The organism is Promicromonospora vindobonensis (assembly GCF_042685865.1).
In the GTDB taxonomy this organism is placed as follows: Bacteria; Actinomycetota; Actinomycetes; order Actinomycetales; family Cellulomonadaceae; genus Promicromonospora; species Promicromonospora vindobonensis.
The window spans coordinates 752134-766404 of the sequence record NZ_JBHUOG010000001.1; the positions used below are offsets into that span (position 1 = coordinate 752134).

At 70.8% G+C, this 14271-nt stretch carries 15 protein-coding genes; 6 read left to right on the forward strand and 9 right to left on the reverse strand.

Features of this window, described 5'->3' with window-relative positions; genetic code table 11:
- Nucleotides 1-45 precede the first annotated feature (45 nt).
- From ACFS27_RS03600 to ACFS27_RS03615, 4 genes are read right to left on the reverse strand one after another with little or no spacing between them, the layout of a single operon-like run.
- Complete coding sequence (locus ACFS27_RS03600; protein ID WP_377180434.1) at nt 46-444, reverse strand: Fur family transcriptional regulator; 399 nt, start codon at nt 442-444, stop codon at nt 46-48.
- Nucleotides 444-1379, reverse strand: a complete 936-nt coding sequence (locus tag ACFS27_RS03605; RefSeq protein WP_377180436.1) for a metal ABC transporter permease — start codon at nt 1377-1379, stop codon at nt 444-446. The genes ACFS27_RS03600 and ACFS27_RS03605 overlap by 1 nt, the downstream gene beginning before the upstream one ends.
- Entirely contained in the window at nt 1376-2188 is an 813-nt protein-coding gene (locus tag ACFS27_RS03610; RefSeq protein ID WP_377183580.1) for a metal ABC transporter ATP-binding protein, read from the reverse strand. The genes ACFS27_RS03605 and ACFS27_RS03610 overlap by 4 nt, the downstream gene beginning before the upstream one ends.
- 8 nt (nt 2189-2196) lie before the next feature.
- Complete coding sequence (locus tag ACFS27_RS03615; RefSeq protein WP_377180438.1) at nt 2197-3183, reverse strand: metal ABC transporter substrate-binding protein; 987 nt, start codon at nt 3181-3183, stop codon at nt 2197-2199.
- Between the two features lie 147 nt (nt 3184-3330).
- Between ACFS27_RS03615 and ACFS27_RS03620 the strand changes: the two genes are divergently transcribed.
- A complete protein-coding gene (locus ACFS27_RS03620) occupies nt 3331-4743 on the forward strand; it encodes a glycine--tRNA ligase (protein ID WP_377180440.1) in 1413 nt (470 codons plus the stop codon).
- Nucleotides 4744-4769: 26 nt separating this feature from the next.
- Here the strand turns inward: ACFS27_RS03620 and ACFS27_RS03625 are convergent, their stop codons facing one another.
- Nucleotides 4770-5513 carry a helix-turn-helix transcriptional regulator gene (locus ACFS27_RS03625; protein ID WP_377180442.1) on the reverse strand — a complete coding sequence of 248 codons (744 nt, stop codon included), beginning with the start codon at nt 5511-5513 and terminating at the stop codon, nt 4770-4772.
- A 306-nt stretch (nt 5514-5819) separates the two neighbouring features.
- Between ACFS27_RS03625 and ACFS27_RS03630 the strand changes: the two genes are divergently transcribed.
- From ACFS27_RS03630 to ACFS27_RS03650, 5 genes are all read left to right on the forward strand, one after another.
- Nucleotides 5820-6380 (forward strand): hypothetical protein, encoded by a 561-nt coding sequence (locus tag ACFS27_RS03630; protein ID WP_377180444.1) that lies wholly within the window; start codon nt 5820-5822, stop codon nt 6378-6380.
- 47 nt (nt 6381-6427) lie between these two features.
- The gene (locus ACFS27_RS03635; RefSeq protein ID WP_377180446.1) at nt 6428-7474 is read left to right on the forward strand and encodes a FecCD family ABC transporter permease; all 1047 of its coding nucleotides are present in this window, start codon (nt 6428-6430) and stop codon (nt 7472-7474) included.
- Nucleotides 7474-8508: a FecCD family ABC transporter permease gene (locus tag ACFS27_RS03640; protein WP_377180448.1), complete on the forward strand. Its 1035-nt coding sequence runs from the start codon at nt 7474-7476 to the stop codon at nt 8506-8508. The genes ACFS27_RS03635 and ACFS27_RS03640 overlap by 1 nt, the downstream gene beginning before the upstream one ends.
- A complete protein-coding gene (locus tag ACFS27_RS03645) occupies nt 8505-9296 on the forward strand; it encodes an ABC transporter ATP-binding protein (RefSeq protein WP_377180450.1) in 792 nt (263 codons plus the stop codon). The genes ACFS27_RS03640 and ACFS27_RS03645 overlap by 4 nt, the downstream gene beginning before the upstream one ends.
- A 120-nt stretch (nt 9297-9416) precedes the next feature.
- Nucleotides 9417-10466, forward strand: coding sequence for an iron-siderophore ABC transporter substrate-binding protein (locus ACFS27_RS03650; protein WP_377180452.1), 1050 nt, complete (start codon nt 9417-9419; stop codon nt 10464-10466).
- Nucleotides 10467-11105: 639 nt separating this feature from the next.
- On the opposite strand, the gene ACFS27_RS03655 is transcribed toward ACFS27_RS03650, so the two are convergent.
- The 4 genes from ACFS27_RS03655 to ACFS27_RS03670 form a co-directional block, all read right to left on the reverse strand.
- Nucleotides 11106-11906: an isoprenyl transferase gene (locus tag ACFS27_RS03655; RefSeq protein ID WP_377180454.1), complete on the reverse strand. Its 801-nt coding sequence runs from the start codon at nt 11904-11906 to the stop codon at nt 11106-11108.
- Nucleotides 11906-12652, reverse strand: a complete 747-nt coding sequence (gene recO / locus ACFS27_RS03660) for a DNA repair protein RecO (protein ID WP_377180456.1) — start codon at nt 12650-12652, stop codon at nt 11906-11908. Before recO ends, ACFS27_RS03655 begins: the two co-directional genes overlap by 1 nt.
- A 65-nt stretch (nt 12653-12717) precedes the next feature.
- Entirely contained in the window at nt 12718-13341 is a 624-nt protein-coding gene (locus tag ACFS27_RS03665; protein ID WP_377180458.1) for a hypothetical protein, read from the reverse strand.
- 64 nt (nt 13342-13405) lie between these two features.
- Nucleotides 13406-14161, reverse strand: a complete 756-nt coding sequence (locus ACFS27_RS03670; protein WP_377180460.1) for a cytochrome d ubiquinol oxidase subunit II — start codon at nt 14159-14161, stop codon at nt 13406-13408.
- Nucleotides 14162-14271: the final 110 nt, after the last annotated feature.

Here is a 14271-nt window from a genome sequence, read left to right on the forward strand (position 1 = left end):
GGTCGCTCCCCGCGCAGGGCCCGGCCACCGACAGCAGCTCCGGGGTCAGCGTGCGGCCGCGGCGCGGCAGTCCGCGCAGGTGCCCCAGAGCTCGATCGTGTGCTCGATGTCGTCGAAGCCCTGCGCCGCAGCCACCTTCGAGGCCCAGGCCTCGACCGTGGGACCGTCGATCTCGACGGTGCGGCCGCAGTGGCGGCACACCAGGTGGTGGTGGTGCTCGCGGCGCGCGCACCGGCGGTACAGGCTCTCGCCGTCCTCGGCACGCAGGACGTCGACCTCGCTCGCCTCCGCGAGCGCCTGCAGCGCCCGGTAGACGGTCGCCAGCCCGACGGACTCACCGCGCGCCCGCAGGGTCTCGTGCAGCTGCTGGGCCGAGCGGAAGTCGGCGAGCTCGTCGAGCGCCTCGACGACAGCCGTGCGCTGGCGGGTCATTCGTGCGGCCATCAGCGGCACTCCTTCGCGGCGGCCGCCGCACGTTCCGTTGCGGCAGCCGGCAGGTCGACGTCGTCGGGCAGATCGGGATGCGGGTCGTGCGTGGGGCGCCGCCGGGTCAGGAGCGGTGCCACCAGGGAGACCACCGCGTAGACCGCGATGGCGAGCACCACGATAGTCGCGCCGGGCGAGACGTTGTACCAGTAGGTGATGCTCAGGCCGGACACGCAGACCACGACGCCGACGACGCACGCCGTGAACATGGTGCGCCCGAAGGCGTGCGTGACCTGCTGGGCCACGGCGACCGGCACGATCATGAGCGCACTGACGAGCAGCAGGCCGACGACGCGCATGGCGACCGTGACGGTGAGGGCCGAGACGACGGCGACGATGACGTTCAGCGCCCACACGGGCAGGCCGGACGCGATGGCGAACTCCTCGTCGTGACTGACCGAGAACAGGGCGTGCCGCAGGCCCACCCCGATGGTCAGCACCACGAGGGAGAGCACGACGGTGAGCCAGAGGTCGGCCTCGGACACCGTCGAGATGGAGCCGAACAGGTACTGCATGAGGTTCCCGGACGAGCCGCCGGCGATCCCGATGAGCAGGACGCCGCCGGCGATGCCGCCGTAGAACATGATCGCGAGCGCGAGGTCGCCGGAGGTGCGTCCGCGGCGGCGGACCACCTCGATGAGGACAGCACCGACCACCGCAGCGACGACGGCGCCGGGGACGGCGAGGGCGTCGCTGGGGGCGAGCCCCATGCCCGCGCCGACGAGCCAGCCGAGGGCGACACCGGTCAGGGCGACGTGCCCGATGCCGTCGCCGAGCAGGGAGAGCTTGCGCTGCACCAGGTAGGTGCCGACGACCGGCGCGGTCAGGCCGACGAGGAGCGCGGCGATGAGGGCGCGCTGCATGAACGGGTCGGTCAGCATGAGCATGATCATGGGCGCACCTCCAGGTCGAAGGCCCTGGTCTCGGCGGTATCGAGGGCGTTGTCGTCAGCGTGCGGGTGCTGGTGCCGGTGCCCCACCCGGTCGTGGTCGTTGCGGGCCCGCGGCGGGGCGCCGTCGTGCACGACCTTGCCGTGCCGCAGCACGACGGCGCGGGAGACGAGCGGCTCGAGCTCGCCGAGCTCGTGCAGCACGACGAGCACGGTCAGGCCGCCGTCGACCAGCCGCTCCATGGTGGTGGCGAACGCCTCCTGGCTGGCGACGTCCACGCCGGCGACCGGCTCGTCCAGCACGAGCAGGTCGGGCTCGCGGACGAGGGCGCGCGCGATGAGGATGCGCTGCTGCTGACCGCCCGACAGGAGGTGCACCGGGTCGCGCACGCGGTCGGCGAGACCCACCTGCTCGAGGGCCTGCTCCACCTGGTCGCGCCAGCCACGTGGGAGACGCAGGCGGCGCCCGTGCAGCAGACCGGAGGCCACCACCTCCTGCGCGGTGGACGGGATGCCGCCGCCGGCCCCGGCGCGCTGGGGGACGTAGCCGATCCGGCTCCAGTCGACCGCTGCGCTGCGGCGGCCGGTCCCGAGCGGCTCGCCGAGCAGTCGCACGGTGCCCTCGGACGGCGTGTTGATGCCGACCAGCGCCCGGACGAGGGTGGACTTGCCCGAGCCGTTGGCGCCCAGGAGCGCGACGACCTCGCCCTGCTCCACCGTCAGGTCGATCCCGCGCAGGATGTGGCTCGCGCCCGCACGAAAGTGCAGGCCGCGGGCCTCGATGACAGCTTTGCTCGGCTCGGTCACCTGCATAGTGTCCGTCATTCGCAGACCAGACCTTCCTCCAGCGCAGCCAGGTTGGCCCGCATCACGGAGACGTAGTCGTCGCCGGCGGCCGTCGCGTCCTCGGACAGGCCCTCCAGCGGGTCGAGCACCGCGGTGTCGACGCCCAGGTCGGAGGCGAGCGTCTCGGTGACCTTGGGGCTCACGAGGGTCTCCGAGTACAGGGTCTCGATGCCGCGCTCCTCCACGAGGTCGCCGATCTCGCGCAGGCGGGCCGGGGAGGGCTCCACCTCGGGGTCGAGCTCGGAGATGCCCACCTGCTCCAGCGCGTACCGGTCGGCGAGGTAGCCGAACGCGGCATGGCTCGTCACGAGCGTGGCGCCCTGGCAGGCGGCGAGCCCGTCCGCGAGCTCCTGGTCCAGCTCGTCGAGCTGCTGCCCCAGGCGCAGCGCGCCTGCGGCGTACTCCTCCGCGTGCTCCGGGTCCACCTCGGCCAGCTCGTCCGCCACGGCCTGCCCGACGGCGGCGAGCCGGCTCGGGTCCAGCCAGAAGTGAGGGTCGGTCGCGCCGTGGTCGTGGCCGTCACCCGCCTCGTCGGCGTGCTCGGCATGCTCCTCCTCGGTCTCGCCCTCGTGCTCCTCCTCCGCGTGCTCCGCGAGCCCGGCAGGTCCCGCCGCGTCGATCACGTGCTCGGGCGCGCGGGCGTCGACGCCCTCGTCGACGGCGTTCTGGAAGCCGGACAGGTAGACGACCAGGTCCGCGGTGCCGATCTCGCGCACCTGTGCCGGCGAGAGCTCGAGGTCGTGCGGCTCCGCGGCCGGTGGCGTGAGGTTGCTGACGGTGACCAGGTCGCCGCCGATCTGCTGCGCCACGTACTGGAGCGGGTAGAACGACGCGAGGACGGTGACGCCGTCGGACTCGTCGGCGGAGCCGGTTGCCCCCTCGGTCGAACAGCCCGCGAGGGTCACCGTGGCGGCGAGAGCGAGGCTGGTCAGGGTGGCGCCGGCGGCGCGGAACGATGTCATGAGAACGATTCTCACGCTTGTTGAGAACGGTTGTCAAAGATCCCTGGCGAGAGGTCGGTCACGCGGGTCCCGACAGGCTCGACCGACGAGAGCGAACGGTAGGCTTGGCAGACATTGTTTCCCGCCTGTCCCCTGGAGAGAGCCCTCGTGTCCGACAAGTCAGTGCGCTCTGCGCAGACCGCCAAGCTCGACGCCGTCGTCTCGCTCGCCAAGCGACGAGGTTTCGTCTTCCCGTCGGGTGAGATCTACGGCGGAACGCGTTCGGCGTGGGACTACGGCCCCCTCGGCGTGGAGCTCAAGGAGAACATCAAGCGGCAGTGGTGGCGTTCGACGGTCACGAGCCGCGACGACATCGTCGGCCTCGACTCTTCGGTGATCCTGCCCCGCCAGGTGTGGGTGGCCTCCGGCCACGTCGGCGTGTTCACCGACCCGCTCACCGAGTGCCTCTCGTGCCACAAGCGGTACCGCGTCGACCAGATGCAGGAGGCGCACGCGGAGAAGAAGGGCATCGACGACCCCGACTCCGTGCCGCTGACCGACCTCGTGTGCGTCAACTGCGGCACCCGCGGCCAGTGGACGGAGCCGCGCGACTTCAACATGATGCTGAAGACGTACCTCGGGCCCGTCGAGGACGAGTCCGGCCTGCACTACCTGCGCCCCGAGACGGCACAGGGCATCTTCGTGAACTTTGCCAACGTCGCCGCGGCGGCCCGCAAGAAGCCGCCGTTCGGCATCGGCCAGATCGGCAAGTCGTTCCGCAACGAGATCACGCCAGGCAACTTCATCTTCCGCACGCGCGAGTTCGAGCAGATGGAGATGGAGTTCTTCGTCAAGCCCGGCGAGGACGAGGAGTGGCACCAGTACTGGATCGACCACCGCACGAGCTGGTACACGGACCTCGGCATCTCTGCCGACAACCTGCGCCACTTCGAGCACCCCAAGGACAAGCTGTCGCACTACTCGACCCGCACCGTGGACATCGAGTACCGCTTCGGCTTCCAGGGCAGCGAGTGGGGCGAGCTCGAGGGCATCGCGAACCGGACCGACTTCGACCTGAAGACCCACTCGGAGAACTCCGGCAAGGACCTGATGTACCGCGACCCGGTGTCGAACGAGAAGTACTACCCGTACGTCATCGAGCCGGCCGCCGGCCTGACCAGGTCCCTCATGGCCTTCCTCGTCGAGGCCTACGCAGAGGACGAGGCGCCGAACACCAAGGGCGGCGTCGACAAGCGCACGGTGCTGCGCCTCGACCCGCGCCTGGCCCCTGTCAAGGCAGCAGTGCTGCCGCTGTCCAAGACGGCGGACCTGCTCCCGGCGTCCGAGGCCCTTGCGGCGGAGCTGCGCAAGTACTGGAACGTCGACTACGACGTGACGCAGGCGATCGGCAAGCGCTACCGCCGACAGGACGAGATCGGTACGCCGTTCTGCATCACTGTCGACTTCGACACCCTCGACGACCAGGCGGTCACCATCCGGCACCGCGACTCCATGCAGCAGGAGCGCGTGGCGCTGGACAAGGTGGTCAGCTACCTGGCCGGTCACCTCGTCGGGGCCTGAGAGACCTCGACGGGCTCGACCGACGGCTATCCGCGCGCGTCCTGTGCCTGCTCCCGCAGCAGCCGCAGGACGCGCGCGGCGTCTCGGTCGGTCGTCTCGATCTCGTGCAGGGGCTGAGCGCGCAGCGGCGCCTGCTCGCCCACGACGAGAACCGCCCGCCCCGCGACCTCGGGCGGTGCGAAGCGCACCAGGAACGTGCGGAGCCAGATCTCGAGCGTGAACCGTCCGCCCTCGCCGAGCTCGACGAGCCGAGCGACCCCTTCGGCGGTCCTGACGCCGTCCAACGGGTGCGCTCGGCCCACAGGCGTCACAGCGGCCGCCCCGGTTCGCACGAGGGCGGCGAGCCACTCCACGGCCTCAGGGCCGTCGGGCAGCGCGAGCTCGATCGGGTCGGCCAGAGAGATCGGCGCACCGAGCAGTGCCGCGGCGGCGAGCCCTTCGAAGCGGTACTCCAGGTCGACCAGCCCTTCCATGAGCGACAGCGTCATGCTCAGGTCGTCCGCTGCGCTCGTGTCGCCACTGTGAGCGCTGACGGCGCGCCGCACGTCGTCGTCGAGCGGCTCGAGCTCGATCCGCATCTGCTTTCCCGCGGCCGCCAGGAGCACCGACAACATCTCCCACGACGGCGAGCGCGCGCCGGTCTCGATCGCCGCGACGGTGCCGCGCGAGACACCGGCGCGCTTGGCCAGGCCCGCCTGCGTCTGCCGCGCGGCGTGTCGAGCGCCCTTCACGAGCCGTGCCACGTTCACCTCTGCGCCGTCACTGTTCACGCGCCCCATCGTGCCCGGAGCGGCCGGAGAACGCCGGGGTGCCGGCACTCGCCTGTGGACAACCTCGCGGCCAGGGTGACACCACGAGTTCGGGATGAGTTGCGCTGCGTTGACTATGTCTACTCCGCGCAACCGACCCCGCAGGTGTAGGCACTCCCCCAGGGGAGCGCGCCGGCCGCCGACCCCCCGCGACGATCACCCGGGTGAGGTCCGGCCGAATCGGGCCAGTTTGAGCGACTTGGGGCACTCCCAGCCCGTAGCGTGCCGCTCCCGGCACCACGAGCCCCCAGAAGAGGTTGGACCCCCATGATCCGCCGAACCACCGTCGCCCTCGTGAGCGTTCTCGCGCTCACCCTGACGGCAGCCGCCCCCGCCTACGCGGAGTCCGCACCCGCTCCAGGCCTCACGGCCAAGTACGACACGAGCCTCACGGCGAACGCCAAGCCCGAGCCGGTCGCCAAGAAGAAGACCATCACCGTCAAGGGAACCCTCAAGCACAAGAGGGGCGGGCAGTGGCGCCTCATGCCCCGCAAGATCGTCACCGTCCACTTCGACCCCGCCGGACAGGACTCGGCCCGCAAGGTCGCGACGGTCCGGACCAGCAGCACCGGCAGCTACACCCGTCAGTTCACGGCGACCCGGTCGGGCACGTGGATCGTCAAGTACGCGGGCAACAGCTTCAACCAGTCCGACAGGTCCACCGACGCCGTCTGTGTCTACGCCAAGGGCCGGTGGCAGTGCCCGGTCTCGTCGACCAACCGCGACCTCGACTGCCCTGACATCGGCAAGACGGTCTGGGTGGGGTCCAAGGACTACCACCGCCTCGACGCTGACGGCGACGGCTGGGGCTGCGACTCCTACTCCTGACCCGGAGTGCGTACCGACCATGCCAGGCATTGTGGAAGACTTAGGCAATGCTTACCTCACCTGCGGCAGCGCCCGCGGGACGCCGTGAGGGTGCGGAAGCCGTAGCCCACCGTGCCCGACGCAGAACGTTCGCGTTGGCCACGGCGCTCACCGCCCTGCTGCTGGTCATCCTCGCGAGCCTCGCGCTCGGCGTCCGCGACATCAACCCCGCGGAGGTCTGGCGGGCACTGACGGCGCCGGTCGCCGGGTTCATGGACCACTCCGTCGTGCTGGACCAGCGGCTGCCGCGCACCATCGTCGGTCTCGCGGCCGGGGTGGCGCTCGGCGCCGCGGGCACCCTGATCCAGGGCGTCACGCGCAACCCGATCGCCGACCCCGGTCTGCTGGGCCTGAACTCCGGCGCCTCGCTCGCCGTCGTCTGCGCGGTCTGGCTGTTCGGCATCACGTCGCCGATCGGCTACGTGTGGTTCGCGTTCCTCGGCGCCGCCGGCGCCGCGGCGATCGTGTTCTCGGTGGGCCGCGGCCAGCCCGTGCGGCTCGCGCTGGTCGGCGCCGCCGTGACCGCGCTCATCACGCCGCTCATCACGCTCGTCCTGCTGCAGGACCAGCAGGCGTTCAACCTGTACCGCTTCTGGTCGGTCGGCTCCCTGACGGGTCGCGGCCTGGACACCGTCGCCTGGCTGTGGCCGTTCATCCTGGTCGGCGTGGTCCTCGCCGCCGTGCTCTCGCACCGGCTCAACATGCTGGCCCTCGGCGACGACGTCGCGACGGCACTCGGCCAACGGGTGGGCACCACCCGGACCCTCTCGGCGATCGCCATCGTGCTGCTCGCGGGCACGGCGACGTCGCTCGCCGGGCCGATCGCGCTGGTCGGGCTGGTGGTGCCCCACGCGGCACGCCGTCTGGTCGGCACGGACTACCGCTGGGTCATGGGCATCGCCGTGCTCCTCGGCCCCGTGATGCTGCTGGCCGCCGACGTCCTCGGCCGGCTCATCCTGCCCAACTCGGAGCTCGAGGCCGGCGTCGTCGCCGCGCTCCTCGGCGCCCCGGTGCTGATCGCCGTCGCCCGTAGCAGGAACCTGGTGGGAGCCTGATGACCACCGACGCACTCGAGACCGTCGTCGCCGACCTGCGCACCGTCCGCCGCCGGCGGCACGTCTTCGTCGTGGCCGGGATGATCCTGGTGGTGCTCGTCGCCGGGACCGGTGCCCTGCTGGTCGGCGCCGCGGGGCTGACCCCGGGCCAGGCCATCGCCGGCGTCCTGGGCCTCGGCGACAAGGGCGACGTCTTCATCATCCAGAAGCTGCGACTGCCCCGCATCGAGGCGGCCGTCGTGGTCGGCGCGGCGTTCGGTCTGGCCGGTGCCCTGTTCCAGTCGACCCTGCGCAACCCGCTCGCCTCGCCCGACATCCTCGGCATCTCGAGCGGCGCGAGCCTCGGCGCCGTGACCGGCCTGCTCGCCCTGGGCATGAGCGGGGTGGCGCTGTCCGGCATGGCCTTCGGCGGCGCAGGCCTCGTCGCGCTGGCGATCTGGCTGCTGGCCTGGCGCAAGGGCCTGCACTCGATCAGGTTCGTGCTGGTCGGAGTCGGGTTCGCCTACCTCTGCTCGTCCCTGGTCGCCTGGTCCATGGCCCGCGCGGAGGAGAAAGAGGCGGCGGGGGTCCTCATCTGGACCGTCGGCTCGGTGTCCGACATCCGCGGCGACCAGCTCGCGCTCGTCGCCGTCGGCACCCTCGTGCTGTCCGCCGCGGTCGTCGTCGTCGCGCGGACGCAGGGGCCGCTCTCGCTCGGGGACGACAACGCGCGCTCCCTCGGTGTGCACGTCGACGCCGCCCGGATCGGCACGCTGCTGCTCGCGGTGGCGCTCGTCGCCCTCGCGACCAGCGCCGCCGGACCGATCGCGTTCGTCGCCCTTGTCGCCCCCGCCATCGCCCGCCGGCTGGTGAACGACGGCGGCGCCGCGCTCGCCGCGTCCACCGCAACGGGGGCCGCCCTCACCCTGGTGGCAGACGTCGTCGGGCAGCACGCGCTGCTCGGCGTCGCCGCGCCCGTCGGCATCGTCACGGGGCTCGTGGGCGCCCCCTACCTGCTGTGGCTGCTCGCCACGACCGAGAAGAGGAGCCGATGACCAACCTGCGCGCCGAGAGCGTCAGCCTTGGCTACGACGGCCTACGTGTCATCGAGGGCCTCGACCTGACGCTGCCCGACGGCAAGATCACCGCGATCGTCGGGCCGAACGCCTGCGGCAAGTCCACGCTGCTGCGTGGCCTGGCCCGCCTGCACCCGCTCGACGGCGGCCGCATCACCCTTGACGGCGCCGACATCACGGCGATGCCCCGCAAGGAGCTGGCCCGCAAGGTCGGCATGCTGCCGCAGTCGTCGATCGCGCCGGACGGCGTGCGGGTCGCCGAGCTGGTGAGCCGCGGCCGGTACCCGCACCAGGGCTGGTTCGGCCGCCACTCGTCCGACGACGACGCCGTGGTCACCACCGCGCTGGAGTCGACGGGGGTAGCGGACCTCGCGGACCGGCCGGTCGCCGAGCTGTCGGGCGGTCAGCGCCAGCGCGTGTGGATCGCCATGGTCCTGGCGCAGCAGACGGACATCGTGCTGCTCGACGAACCGACGACGTTCCTCGACGTACGCCACCAGCTCGAGCTGCTGGACCTGCTCACGGAGCTGAACCGCGACCGCGGCACCACCGTGGCGATGGTGCTGCACGAGCTCAACCTCGCCGCCCGCTACGCGGACCACCTGGTCGTGATGTCGAAGGGGCGGATCGTCGCTGAGGGCGCGCCGTCGGACGTGCTCACGCGCGAGGTGGTGGACGAGGCCTTCGGGCTGCGCGCCCAGGTCGTGCTCGACCCGGTCGCGGGCTCGCCCCTCGTGGTGCCGGTGGGCCGCTACCACTCGAAGTGAGTGGTTTTCCTCACCTCGGACCTGGACAATTTCGCAACATCGTCGTTACCTAATGAGGTTAGGGTTACCTCACACCGGACCGGCGCCCGCCGGTCATCGACTGAACATCCTGGAGATACCGTGCGCCCTCGCCGTTCCCTCGCGGCGGCCGTCGGCCTTGTCGCCGCGTCCGCCCTCGCCCTGTCGGGCTGCGCGTCCGAAGCTCCGACCGCCGACGGCGCGACGCCGTCGGGCAACGCTTCCGGTGCGACCGACGAGTTCCCCCTGACCATCGAGCACGCCCTCGGCGAGACCACCATCGAGGAGGCGCCCGAGCGCGTCGCCACATGGGGATGGGGCTCGACCGAGGCCGCGATCGCGGCGGGCGTCCACCCCGTCGCCGTCGCCGAGCAGACCTGGACCGTCGGCGAAGGCAACCTCCTGCCGTGGGTCGAGGACGCCTACGACGAGGCCGGCGTCGAGCACCCCACCGTGCTGACCGATGCCGAGGCCGGCGCCTCGGTGCCCTACGAGGAGTTTGCGGCCGCCGAGCCCGACGTCATCGTCGCCACCTACTCGGGCATCACGCAGGCGCAGTACGACCTGCTCAGCGAGATCGCCCCGGTCATCGCCTACCCGGATGGTCCGTGGCAGACGTCGTGGGAGGACACCATCACACTGACCGCCGCGGCACTCGGCCGTAGCGCTGCGGGAGAGCAGGTGCTGGCCGACATCGACGGGTACCTCGCCGGACTCGCGGAGGAGCACCCCGAGTTCGAGGGCCAGACCATCGCGGCGATCTGGGACTCGCCGGACCTCGATGCGGTGTACGTGTACAACTCGTCCGACGCGCGCGCGGGCTTCCTGGAGCGTCTCGGCTTCACCACTGCGCCGGCGGTCGACGAGCTCGACACCACCGATGGCAAGGAGTTCACGTACACCCTGTCCTATGAGGAGCTCGACAAGCTCGAGTCGGACGTCGTCGTCAACTACTCCCAGACTGAAGAGCTCGCCGCGGAGGTTCCGGACAAGCCCGAGCTGCAGGCGATCCCTGCCATCAAGGCAGGCAAGCTCGCCCAGCTCGCCGGCACGATCCCCGTCTCATCGGTCGGCCCCCCGACCGCGCTCTCGTACGACTACCCGGACGGTGTGCCCGCACTGGTCGACGAACTCGCCAACGTTCTGGGCTGATCCGCTGCGCACGCCCGAACCTGCCACACATGAAGCGGGTTGGACAACGGCAACCGCCTGTTCTCCAACCCGTTTCGCGGCACCCTAAGGGATCTCAGGAACCCGAAGCCACTCGGAGACGGCCCTATTTAACCGATTCACCTGCGTGCTCGATTCGCACCATTCGAAACGACCAAACGGTATTCGCGCGTGAGCGTGCGCTGCAAGACCCAATTTCGGCAAGGAGTTGCAAAATGAATCACGTGACGGGTCTGGCGCGTCGTTACGCCGGCCTGGTAGGTGGAGGTTCGGGGCGATGAGGCGTGCGCAGCCCGGGCAGGATGATCGGTGCAGACACGCCATCTGATCGACCCGGGAACAATGCTCGCGCCCTTGTTGACCAGCCCCCGTCGAGCACGTCGCGGTGTCCGCGGTCTCGCCGCCCACCGCCCTCTCGGTCCAGTACCCCGAGGGCATGCCGAAGCTGATCGACTCCCTGGCCACGACGCTGGGCGAGTAACGCCGGCGGGGTAGGCCTACGAATTCGGGGTCGGTTGCCCTGAGTAGACATCATCTACTCAGGGCAACCGACCCCGAATTCGTACAGTCACCCAGAGGCGGCTCCAGCCCTCGCTGGGCGAACCTGTCGGGACCCTGCCGTTACAGAGCGGCCTGCGGCGTGTCCAGCGCACCGCCGTAGCGCCGGTCGCGTCGCGCGTACTCCTCGACGGCGCGCCAGAGATGGCGACGATCGACGTCGGGCCACGGCTCGTCGAGGAACACCATCTCGGCGTACGCCGCCTGCCACAGCATGAAGTTGGACGTGCGCTGCTCGCCGGAGGAGCGCAGGAACAGGTCCACGTCGGGCAGGTCCGCCAGGTACAGGTACCGCTGCACGGTCTTCTCGTTGACGCGCCTCGGGTCCAGCGTGCCGGCGGCGGCGTCCCGGGCCATGGCCGCTGCGGCGTCGGCGAGCTCGGCCCTGCCGCCGTAGTTGACGCACATCGTCAGGGTGCAGAGGTCGTTGTGCTTGGTGCGCTCCTCTGCCTCCTGCAGCACGTTGATCACTGACTTCCACAGCTTGGGGCGGCGCCCGGCCCAGCGGATGCGCACGCCCCACGACGCCATGACGTCGCACTGGCGCCGCATCACCTCCTGGGTGAAGCCCATCAGGAAACGCACCTCCTCGGGCGAGCGCTTCCAGTTCTCGGTGCTGAACGCGTACGCGGAGATGTACTCGACGCCGACGTCGACAGCCCCCGCGACGACGTCGAGCAGCGACTTCTCGCCCGCGCGGTGCCCCTCGATGCGGGGCAGGCCCCTGGCGTTGGCCCACCGGCCGTTGCCGTCCATGACGACGGCGACGTGCCGCGGCACGAACTCCTTCGGGATACGCGGGGCTCGCGCGCCCGAAGGGTGCGGGAAGGGCGCCACCAGGTCGCGGCCCGCGGTCCGGGCCATCAGCGCTCCACCATCTTCAACGATCGCAACGTTCTCTCCAGGTAGTACTGGCCATAGGCGGCGACGAGGCCGCTCGCCTCCTTGCGGTGCCGCGCGTCGGACGCGTCGGCGGTCACCCAGTCCCCTGCGAGCAGCGAGGACAACAGGGCGAAGGTCTCCGGTGCGGGCGCTGTCGAGCCCGGCGGCCGGCAACGTGGGCAGACGGAGCCGCCCTGCGCAACGTTGAACGAGTGGTGCGGCCCGGGCTCGCCGCAGCGCGCGCAGTCCTCGAACGACGGCGCCCAGCCCGCCACCGCGAGCGCGCGCAGCAGATAGGAGTCCAGCACGAGGTTGGCGTCATGGTGGCGCTCCGACAGGGCCCGTAGTCCGCCGGCGAGCAGCCAGTACTGCTGGACCGACGGCTCGTGCTCCTGCGCGACCAGCCGGTCGGCCGCCTCCAGCATCACGGTGCCCGCCGTGTACAGGCCGTAGTCCTGGCTGATGGCGCGCGCGTAGGCCCCGATGGTCTCGACCTGTGTCACGGTGTCGAGCCCCATGCCGGGCCGCGGGCTACGGCCCGTGTGGAACTGCACGTCGACGGCCATGAACGGCTCCAGCCGCGCCCCGAACTTGGACGACGTGCGCCGCACGCCCTTGCCCACGCCACGAACCTTGCCGTGCTCCCGCGTCAGGAACGTGATGATGCGGTCCGCCTCACCCAGCTTGTGGGTACGCAGCACGATCGCGTCGTCTCGGTACAGGGGCACACGGTCATTCTGCCCCTAGTCACCGACACTCCGGCACGTTCAGCGCTCGACACCTTCGCGAGCGCTCAGCGCTCGACGAACCTGGTGCCGTCCGGCGTCAGCTCCGGCTCCCACACGAACCGGTGGATCACGTGCTTCTCGAGCACACCGCGCGCGATCAGCGCGACGGTGCCCCAGATCGCGAAGAGCAGCACCGTCTGCAGAAAGTTGTTGCCGATCTTCTCGAACCCGCTGAGCGCCAGCGTGGGAATCAGGAACATCAGGCCGAGGAACGCGGGCAGGAGGTGCACGCCGACCCACTGCACCACCGACAGCATCTCGACCCGGCGTTCGGCGACGACGCCGTGGTAGTCCATCACGTTGACCACGTGGTCGGCGCGCCACTTGGCGACGTGCCGTGCGACGGTCCACTGCGCGTCCCTGGCGTCGAGGGCAGAGCTGCCCGACGGCAGCCAGATCCCGAGGATCTGGTGGATCTCGGCGGGCGTCAGGTAGCCCTTGTCGAGGATCGACAGGCTGTGCACGGGCGGCTGGCGCGTGTTCGTCGGCAGCACCAGCGCGGCAAGGAACAGCAGCACGCCGCCGGTGCCGAGCAGCCCAACGAGCGCGTCCGGGAGCCACGGCAGGAGCAGGGTCGCGGTGGCAACAGCCAGCGCACCGAGCAGCGCGCAGACTATGCGGTTCTTCATCGTCATGGTGTGCAGGACTTTACCGGCATCTCACCCCGGCCTGTGGCGAAGATCCGGCGGCCGGTCAGAAGAACAGCGTGTCCCGGCTGCCCAGAGGTCGGGACACGAGCCACCACGCGAGACCCTGGAGGGCGAGGAGCACTGGTAGCACCACGATCGCCACGATCCCGAGCGACGCCGTGGCCTCCGCGGAGAGCCCGCCCTCGACGAGCCGTGGCCACGCCGAGACGGCAGTGCCCACCACGGGAGCCGTGATCATCACCGAGGTCACGATCACCGGTAGCAGCCCCGTCCGGCGCAGGCGCCACGCGACGACGGCGTCGCCGTGCAGGCGCGTCACCACCACCGCCACGATGCCGAGGATCAGTGCCGCCAGACCGCTCCCCCATGCGACGCCGAGCAGAGCGCCCCAGCTCCCGGCGAGCACGATGCTCGCCACGACCAGCACGACGTCCCACACGTCCCGCCAGACCCGACCCGGCCGCCTGCTGCGCAGCCAGATCCCGGCGTCGCGCAGCACCCACGACCCGACGAACGTGATCGTGACGGGATACCCGACGTCCAGCAGCTCTGCCCCGGCGTGCGGGAGCACACCGACCAGCACCGCGACGGCGGCCACGAGCCACGCCTCACCAGGCAGCAGCAGCGGCCCGACGGCACCAAGGACCACGCGCCGCTCTGCCGGTTCGCGCCGCCGGTCGCTGCCGTCGTGGTTGCGCTCCTGGAGCAGGGTCGCGCCGGCGCCCTGGACCGCGCCGTCGAGCAGCACCCACCCGGCCACCAGAACGGTCAGGAGGACGGCCCAGGCTGCTGCGTTCATCGGGCCACCTCCGGCTGGGGCTCGTCGAGCACAGCCAGCGTAACCATGACCCCCGCGACCAGCACCAGGAAAAAAGCAGGTGAGAACGGGGTTGTGTGCGCCGCCCCGCG

Bases quoted from the DNA above. Each gene is read 5' to 3' on its own strand.
- ACFS27_RS03600 (WP_377180434.1), bottom strand. From the start codon at position 444: ATGGCCGCACGAATGACCCGCCAGCGCACGGCTGTCGTCGAGGCGCTC.
- ACFS27_RS03605 (WP_377180436.1), bottom strand. From the start codon at position 1,379: ATGATCATGCTCATGCTGACCGACCCGTTCATGCAGCGCGCCCTCATC.
- ACFS27_RS03610 (WP_377183580.1), bottom strand. From the start codon at position 2,188: ATGCAGGTGACCGAGCCGAGCAAAGCTGTCATCGAGGCCCGCGGCCTG.
- ACFS27_RS03615 (WP_377180438.1), bottom strand. From the start codon at position 3,183: ATGACATCGTTCCGCGCCGCCGGCGCCACCCTGACCAGCCTCGCTCTC.
- ACFS27_RS03630 (WP_377180444.1), top strand. From the start codon at position 5,820: ATGATCCGCCGAACCACCGTCGCCCTCGTGAGCGTTCTCGCGCTCACC.
- ACFS27_RS03635 (WP_377180446.1), top strand. From the start codon at position 6,428: ATGCTTACCTCACCTGCGGCAGCGCCCGCGGGACGCCGTGAGGGTGCG.
- ACFS27_RS03640 (WP_377180448.1), top strand. From the start codon at position 7,474: ATGACCACCGACGCACTCGAGACCGTCGTCGCCGACCTGCGCACCGTC.
- ACFS27_RS03645 (WP_377180450.1), top strand. From the start codon at position 8,505: ATGACCAACCTGCGCGCCGAGAGCGTCAGCCTTGGCTACGACGGCCTA.
- ACFS27_RS03655 (WP_377180454.1), bottom strand. From the start codon at position 11,906: ATGGCCCGGACCGCGGGCCGCGACCTGGTGGCGCCCTTCCCGCACCCT.
- ACFS27_RS03665 (WP_377180458.1), bottom strand. From the start codon at position 13,341: ATGAAGAACCGCATAGTCTGCGCGCTGCTCGGTGCGCTGGCTGTTGCC.
- ACFS27_RS03670 (WP_377180460.1), bottom strand. From the start codon at position 14,161: ATGAACGCAGCAGCCTGGGCCGTCCTCCTGACCGTTCTGGTGGCCGGG.